Here is a 7,494-nt window from a genome sequence, read left to right as displayed (position 1 = left end):
TAGCCGCGGTCCAGGTCCACGTCGGCATGGTCGGGCAGCCCGCCGACCCGCTCGTCGGTGGCCTTGAGGGTGGGTACGAGCAGCGGGGAGTCGTGGCGGTCGGCCCCGGCCGAGACGGTGCCGGCACGACGCCGGCGGCCTCGGTGGCCTCGGTGGCCACCGAGGCCGCCTCTCATGTGGCGCCGCCGAGAGGCGGCACGCTGCTCCGAACGGGTGAGTTCTCGCACGTGCCCGGGCCGCGGTGCCACGGGTCCGTCCTTCAGTACCCCCGCGGGCGAGCGGAGGACGGTGGGGCGAAGAGGGCCGCGGCGGGCCCGGGCCGGTGAGGCTCGGCCCGTACGTGGGCGGCATCGCCGCCAGCTGACGGCCCGGCTCGATCGGCCACGCCGCCCAGGTCCTCGGCCTCGGCCTCGGCCTCGCTCTCGTGCTCGCGCTCGCCGAGGCCTGCGCCGCCGAGTTCGGTGACGCCCACCGGCGGGCGGCGTTCAGCTACACCTGCTGCAGCTGTCCGACCGGTACCCGGGACACCTCTCGGGCGATCGCCGAGACGGTGTCGAGCGTGGGTTCGGCGATGAACCGGCCGAGTTGGGACATGAACTCGGCCTCCGTCTGCGGCGGCAGGACATCCCGGCAGACGCCGGCCAGCATGGTCAGCAGGGCGAGCGAGTCGCCGCCGAGCTGGAGGAAGTCGGTGCGGGCGTCGATCCTGGCCTCGTCGACCCCGAGGACGTCCGACCAGATCAGCGCGACCTGGGACTCGATCGCGTCCCGGTCGGGATCGGCGGCAGAGGCCGCCGAGGCGGCCAGGGCAACCGACCCGGCCGACCCGGCCGAGGCGGCCGATCCGGTGTGCGTCCGGTCCGCGAAGGGGTCGGGAAGGGCGCGCGCATCCACCTTGCCGGCCACGCTGTACGGGATCTCCTCCACCACGAGGGTCGCGGCCGGGACCATGTAGGCGGGCAGCCGCCGGGCGGCATGGGCCTGCAACTCCTCGGCGCTCACCTCGGCGTTCACCAGGACGTAGCCGTAGAGCGCCTTGCCGGAGCCGTCCGCACGGCTGCGGGCGACGACGACGGCGCGATCCACCCGGGGGTGCTCCTCAAGGGCGCCGGCCACCTCCGCGGGCTCGACGCGGTGGCCGCGGACCTTGACCTGGTCGTCGATGCGGCCCAGGAACTCCAGCGTGCCGTCGGGAAGCCGCCGGGCCAGGTCCCCGGTCCGGTACACCCGGGTGCCGTCGGCCAGCGTGGGGAACCGCTCGGCATCCAGGTCGGGCCGGCCCAGGTAGCCGCGGGCCAGTTGGACCCCGGCCAGGTACATCTCACCCACCTCGCCATTCGGCACGAACCGGCGGTTGGGGTCGAGCAGGTGGACCTGGGTGTTGTGGGCCGGGACACCGATCGGGACCGCGGCGCGGTCGGCGTCCCCCACCGGGTCGAAGGTGTGGGCCGTGCAGCCGATGGTGGCCTCGGTCGGGCCGTACTCGTTGATGATCCGGCAGTCCGGGCCGAACATCTCCTGGGCGCGCGCGGCGACCTCGACCCGCAACTGCTCGCCGACCACGACGATGCTGCGGAACCCCCGCGGCGCGATGTCCAGGCGGCCGATCAGCTCCAGGTGCGAGGGGGTGAGGTTGAGCATGGTGGCGCCGGAGTCCTCCAGCATTCGGCGCAGCGTCAGATGGGTGGGCTGGTCCTGGACCAGGACCACGGTCCCGCCGGTGATCAGCGGCAGGAAGATCGACGTGCCGGACACGTCGAACGACAGCGAGGTCAGCAGCGGGAGCCGCGTGCTCGCGTCGACCCCGAACTCCTCGGCGCCCCAGTGCAGGTAGTTGAGCAGTGCGGCGTGTTCGACCTGGACGCCCTTGGGGCGTCCGGTGGAACCCGAGGTGTACAGCACGTAGGCCAGGTCGTCGGGGCGCGGGTCGGCGTCCGGCTCACGGGCGGGCGCGGCCGTGGCCGCCGCCAGGTCGTCCAGGCCGAGCGGCTCGCACCCGGCCGGCGTGTGCTCCCGGGTCTGCTGCGAAGCCTCCACCAGGCAGTAGCGGGCACCCGAGTCGCCCAGCAGGTCGGCCAGCCGCGCGTCCGGGTGCTGGACGTCGAGCGGCAGGTAGGCCGCCCCGGCGCGCAGGATCCCCCAGATCCCGGCGATCGCGCCCGGCGTCCGCTCCGCCAGCAGACCGACCACGTCACCGCGGCCCACGCCCCGGGCCCGCAGCGCACTCGTCACCGCGTCCGCGCGCAGACTCAACTGACGGTAGCTGACGTCACCTTGAGGCCCAGTCAGGGCGATCGCGTCAGGAGTGAGCTCGACCTGGTCGCGGAACATCCGCAGCAGCGAACGCGACGACGCGGGCTCCCGATCGGTGCGGTTGGCGGCCTGCTCCCGGTCGGCCCGCGGCGACAACGCCTCCGCGATCGTGTCCAGCACGGCGTCCATCCGCTCGGCCGCGCCCGGCACATCGCGCCAGGCGATCACGATCTCGGTGCGGCCGCCGCTCTCGACGACGTCGATGCCGGGGGGAGCCGAGGGGCCCGAACTGCCCAGGATGTACACCGTCGAAGCCCGGAACGACTGCGCGCTGTACTCCGCCAGGTCGACCGAGCCCATGCTGGCGACGAACGCGGTGCCCATGTAGCGCTGCTTGCGGCGCGCGGTGTCCTCCATGCCGTCGCTGAAGAAGCGGATCACCGGGAGCGGCATCCTCAGCAGCCACGGGGCGGAGCGCAGCGTGAACTCCCGGCGCTCGGCCAGCGCGGTCAGCAGTTCCCGGTGCACCTGTTCCCAGCCGGTGCCCGGCTCGACGTTGAGGTTGACGGAGAGCGACAGCCAGCCCGTGGAGCGCAGATCCGGCTGGTGGCGGCGCAGATCGACGGGGACGAAGAAGCGCGACATGGGCTCGTCCGGAGTCATCGCGGCGACGGCGGCGATCACCTTGGCGGTCACCGCGGCATGGATGCCGTCGACCGTCCGCCTGCGCCAGATGTGACCGTACCGCTGCCCCCGGGGGGCCGGCGCCATCGGCGTGGTCCACTCCGGCTTGCCCACGCCCCGCTGGATGGGCGGCAGGCCCTGCGGCATCAGGTGCTGCAGGAACTCGCCGGTGTTGAGGGTGGAGGTCGCGCCCTGCGGCTCCTCGCCGCGCAGCGCCTGGAAGACGTCGGCCGCCCACACCAGCATGCCGCGCGCGTCGGTGATCCCGTGGAAGCCCCGGAAGACCAACCGCAGCGGCCGGTCTCTCCTTCCAGGACCGTCAGCGTCCTCCCCGACGGCTCCACCGGCGGCTTCACCGGGCACGAACAGGACCTCACAGGTCGCTCCGCCGTCGTTGAGCGTCGTCTGCAGGGCGGGGTGAGCCAGAAGGTCCTGTCCCGGTTCGAGGTTCACCACGCGCACCTCCGGGGCGACGCCGCTGTCGACCCAGGCCCGCTTCTTCCGTCGCAGACGCGTCCCGGGGCAGGCGTCACCGACCTTCTCCAGGGCTGCGGCCAGAGCCTCGACGGTCAGGTCCCCGTCACCCTCGTACACGTGCTGGCAGACATTCGGGATGCCCATGCCGATGTACGTCCAATCATCCGGCCCGATGCGCCGGGTGTACGACGGGGTGGATGCATTCACGGAGTCCTCCAGGGCTGCGATGCGATGCCGCGATGCCAGGTGCGAAGGCGACTCTGGGCGTCCGCCGCCTGCTTGGGCGCGGGCTGTAGGTGGCCCGTGAAGCAAATGTAAGTAGCGTTGCCCGACGGCATTCAACTGCTCAGAACGCGCAGTTGAATGCCGAGGCCCGCCGGGTCTCCCATCCTGAGCTGGCCGTACTGCGTCAAAACCAACGGAATTGAAGGCCCGGAAGACCCGGGACGCAGGAGTCGGTTGACATGCTCCGCGCATGATGCCCACGGCCGACCCGATGGGCAACCCCAAGCGGAGGTAAACGAACCATCGGCTCACTCGCCGCTCAGCAGTCGCGCCGACGGACGGGGCCCGAGCCTCGCGACGAACCCGGACTCCCGCACTGCCGGGACCGTCGGCGACCGCTGGCGGTGCGTGCCGAGGTGGTCGAGCACTTCGTGTGGCTCCGGCTCGCCTGACCGGGGAAGTGCGTCGGGACTCCGCCCGGAGCCCCGACGCACTTCCCCGGTGACCGAACGGGGTGTCCGGAGCGAACTCCGCAGGTCGGAGTATCTGTTGCTCTGACGTCCGGACGTTGTCGACCACCACGTCCAGCCGCCAGCCCGTTGTCCGGGTCAGCCTTGGGTGTCCGGCACTGTCGGTCCCGGTGGACGCTGCAGCGGCTCGTAGTGCTTGTTACGTGTCCCGCGGATCGGGCCGGGCAGGCCCCGCAAGAAGACCGACAGCCAGGCCGCCCACCTGCGCAAGGGATCGCGCAGAGGGCGGCCACCGGCGTTCGGCCTGGAGCGGTACAAGAACCGGAACACCGCCGAACGGGCCATCAACAGGCTCAAGAACGCCAGAGCAGTCGCAACCCGAGACTACAAACGCGGATACGTCTACCTCGGAGCCGCCACCGCAGCCGCCCTCGTCATCTGGCTCCGCACATGATCGACCGGAGAGGTCCTGGCCGCCGTGGCCCGGCGTGGGAGCTCCCGGCCGGGTGCGGGCGGCAGCCCGGTCCGAGCAGGGTCGGTGCGTTCGACGTCGGGCGCATCGAGGGACTTCGGGTGCTTGGCCGCATCGACGGAACCGGGTCCGTGGATGGTGAGTTCGAAGTCCTGGTGCGCCTTGGCGTCCGGCGCGAACGGCAGGCGGATCCGCCCGTCCGCGACCAGACGGCGCACCTCGGCCCGGCTCAGGCCGAGACCGAGCTGGAGCAGCCGCTCGACCCGGACCGGCGCGGGCAGCTCGAAGCGCACCTGCACCGCGAGCGGGGTCGGGTCATCGAGCGCGTACAGCGGCATGCGGGTCTCCAGCTCCCACGTCCCGGTCCAGTCGAGCCGGTACCGGTTCTTCGCCGCGAGCGACACGCTCATCACCAACTCCCGTACCACTGCCGGGTCGTTGACCTCGTACGCCACCAGCCGGGCCGGCTCCAGCGTCGAGACGTGGACGCGCTCGTGGACGGGCACCTTCGAGGTCCGGTCGCACGTCGCGCAGCTCAGCAGCAGCCAGACGTCGAGCAGCTTGCCGTTCGCGTTGCCGCGGATCTTCCCCGAGGCGCGGTGCCGCATGCCGGGGCAGTCCGGGCAGGACCGGACGACGGTGGGCAGGGCGGACTGACGCACGGCCCACAGGGCCTTGCGGTCGGTATTCATGTGTGTACGGTGCTTTCTGGACTCAGCAGGAGGGCATGCCGAACTCACTCGGCGGCTCCCGCTCTCTGACGGATGCTCACGAGGGGCGCGACCCATCGCCCCGGGGCCGGGTCGTCAGGCTCCGAGGTCGATCGCGCGACAGGTACGTACTACGTGGCAGTCATCAAAAGTCCATGCGGGAGATCATGATCGAGACGGCGGCCCGCGACAACCGAATTTCCCCGTGCCGTTGCCGACCGGAAGGAACGGCCGTAGCCGTTCCCACTCGGCCTCCGTCGGAACCGTCCCACCGGGCCGCCCGCCGCATGGGCGGGCGGCGCGGCCAGAACCCGCCGATCCACACCGGCGGACGGGGCTGCTGCACGGTGGCGGGCAGCAGCGTCACGTCCCGGACCTCGTAGTGCCGGCCGTGGTGGTCCACCGCCTCGCCGGACCAGGATCGCCTCGACAACTCCAGTCCCTCGTCCAGCCGTTCGGCCAGGAGGCGCGGTTCGTCGGTGTCGCCGAAGCTGCGGTACTCGTCCTCGATCGGGCCGCCCGAGCCGGCGGCGAAGACCACCCGGCCGCCGCTGAGGTGGTCCAGGGTGGCCACCTGGCGGGCGAGTTGCTGGGGACGGTAGCGGGGGACCGGTGTCAGCAGGGTCCCAGTCGGATCCGGGAGGTCGCCAGCGCGGCCATGGTCAGCAGCATCCACAGGTCCGCGCGAAGACGGACGCCCCTGGTGCTGTCGGTGCAGGACGTGGTCCCAGACGAACAGCCCGTCCCGGCTGGCCTGTTCGGCGGCGGCCACGGTCGCGACGTTGCGGGGGTCGGCGAAGTCCCCGAAGGCCCCGAAGTTGGGGATGCTGACGGAGAAGCGCGTCCCAGCAGGATGCGCAGCCGGGCCCCGAAGGGGCAATACGCGCGCTCCATCAGGATTCCCGAACCGACGCGGACGGACCGGCAGGACCGGCCCGACGGGCTCCGCATCACGAGGCACCGAACCACGATGAACCGTCACCAGCAGTTGAACGACAAGCTGAGTATCCGTGCTCAGGCCTGCCGGGCCGCCCGTCCGTAGCCTCGTGATCAAGGATGGCGGGAAGTCCGGCGGCGACACGGGAGACGATGCACGATGCAGACCAGCGACCGCACCACGGCCCGCAGGACGCCGGCGCGCAGCGCCTCGACGGCGGCCTGGACGCGCCGCAGCACCAGGTCGGAGACGGGACCGGTCTCCCACCCGCGATCACGCATCAACCGCGCCAGGTGATCCCGGACCGGCTTGCCGCCGTCGCATCCGCGCCATCCGGGCAGCCGGCAGCGGTCACTGGCGGGAGTTCACCAGCAGCGCCGCCTCGCGCTCCCGGCCGGGCATCGCCTCGTGGACCCAGCGCACGAAACGGGCGTTCTCCGCCTGGCCCACACCCAGCTGCGCCAGCGCCCTCCGGCGGTCCGCGAGGTCGAGGTCCCCCGGGAGGTCCAGCCCCACGGTCAGCGGACCGCAGGAGCGTACGGAATCCCGGCTCCGCGCACCCACCGACCGCCGAACGGCATCGCGCACCCACCGACCGCCGAACGGCATCGGGCACCCGGTCGACCGCCCGATCGACACCGACCCCTCGGCATAGGCGGCCGCCAGCAGCCGCCGGACGCCGACCCCCCGCTCCCGGAGCTTCTGCATCGTCGCGGCGATCTCCGGCCACAGGGAAGAGGACGGGACCGCCTCGCGCACCGGGCCCACCGGCACGGTCGCGCGCAGCAGCCCCTCCCACAACCGGGGAACGGTTGAGACGGTCGTCGCCCGCTGGTGAGGGTCAGTTGGCCTGGCCGGCGCTGCCGATGGGGCCGATCTTGACGGGGGAGCCGGGGGCATTGGGGACGCCCAGGGTGGCGGCGCCGGGCCAGGGGATGGTGACCGTCTTGTTGTCGTCCGGCGGGGTCACGCGGAGGCTGGTGACGCGGACGCCGGAGCCGCCGGTGGTGTTGGCCGGGTAGGTGATGCCGAAGAAGGTGGACTTGCCGTTCTTGAGGACGCCCGGAACGACCGGCTCCTTGGCGCGGTCCGCGGTGAGCGGGCCGGCGGTGGTGTCCAGGTCGACGACCGCGAAGCCGGAGATCGAGCAGTCGTGGCCGCTGTGGTTCTTCAGCTCGACCACGACGGTGCGCTCGGTGTCGCCGTCGATGGTGCGGTCGGCGGCCGTGATCGTCAGGTCGGCGGTCTGGCACTTGCCGCCCTTGT

Annotated in this window: 6 protein-coding genes and 2 pseudogenes; all 8 read right to left on the bottom strand. The window is 72.1% G+C overall.

The window, feature by feature from the left end; all coding sequences use genetic code 11:
- Positions 1–148 (bottom strand): annotated as a pseudogene (locus J0670_RS24485) (IS5/IS1182 family transposase); the annotation flags it as partial.
- A 111-nt stretch (positions 149–259) separates the two neighbouring features.
- Positions 260–472, bottom strand: coding sequence for a hypothetical protein (locus J0670_RS24480; protein WP_207813815.1), 213 nt, complete (start codon positions 470–472; stop codon positions 260–262).
- Between the two features lie 17 nt (positions 473–489).
- Positions 490–3,621, bottom strand: coding sequence for a non-ribosomal peptide synthetase (locus J0670_RS40350; protein ID WP_207813814.1), 3,132 nt, complete (start codon positions 3,619–3,621; stop codon positions 490–492).
- A gap of 890 nt (positions 3,622–4,511) precedes the next feature.
- Positions 4,512–5,273, bottom strand: a complete 762-nt coding sequence (locus J0670_RS24465) for a DUF1062 domain-containing protein (protein WP_207813812.1) — start codon at positions 5,271–5,273, stop codon at positions 4,512–4,514.
- A 277-nt stretch (positions 5,274–5,550) separates the two neighbouring features.
- Positions 5,551–6,171: pseudogene (locus J0670_RS24460) on the bottom strand (LLM class flavin-dependent oxidoreductase); the annotation flags it as partial.
- 170 nt (positions 6,172–6,341) lie between these two features.
- A complete protein-coding gene (locus tag J0670_RS24455) occupies positions 6,342–6,509 on the bottom strand; it encodes a hypothetical protein (protein WP_207813811.1) in 168 nt (55 codons plus the stop codon).
- Positions 6,510–6,579: 70 nt separating this feature from the next.
- Entirely contained in the window at positions 6,580–7,029 is a 450-nt protein-coding gene (locus tag J0670_RS24450; RefSeq protein ID WP_207813810.1) for a hypothetical protein, read from the bottom strand.
- Between the two features lie 40 nt (positions 7,030–7,069).
- On the bottom strand, positions 7,070–7,494 hold a 425-nt coding region (locus J0670_RS24445; protein ID WP_207813809.1), incomplete at its 5' end, for a DUF4232 domain-containing protein.

Source organism: Streptomyces sp. FH025, from assembly GCF_017427025.1.
Taxonomy (GTDB): Bacteria; Actinomycetota; Actinomycetes; order Streptomycetales; family Streptomycetaceae; genus Kitasatospora.
Note: the sequence above shows the minus strand (reverse complement) of the source record. Positions and strands in the feature narration are given on the sequence as shown.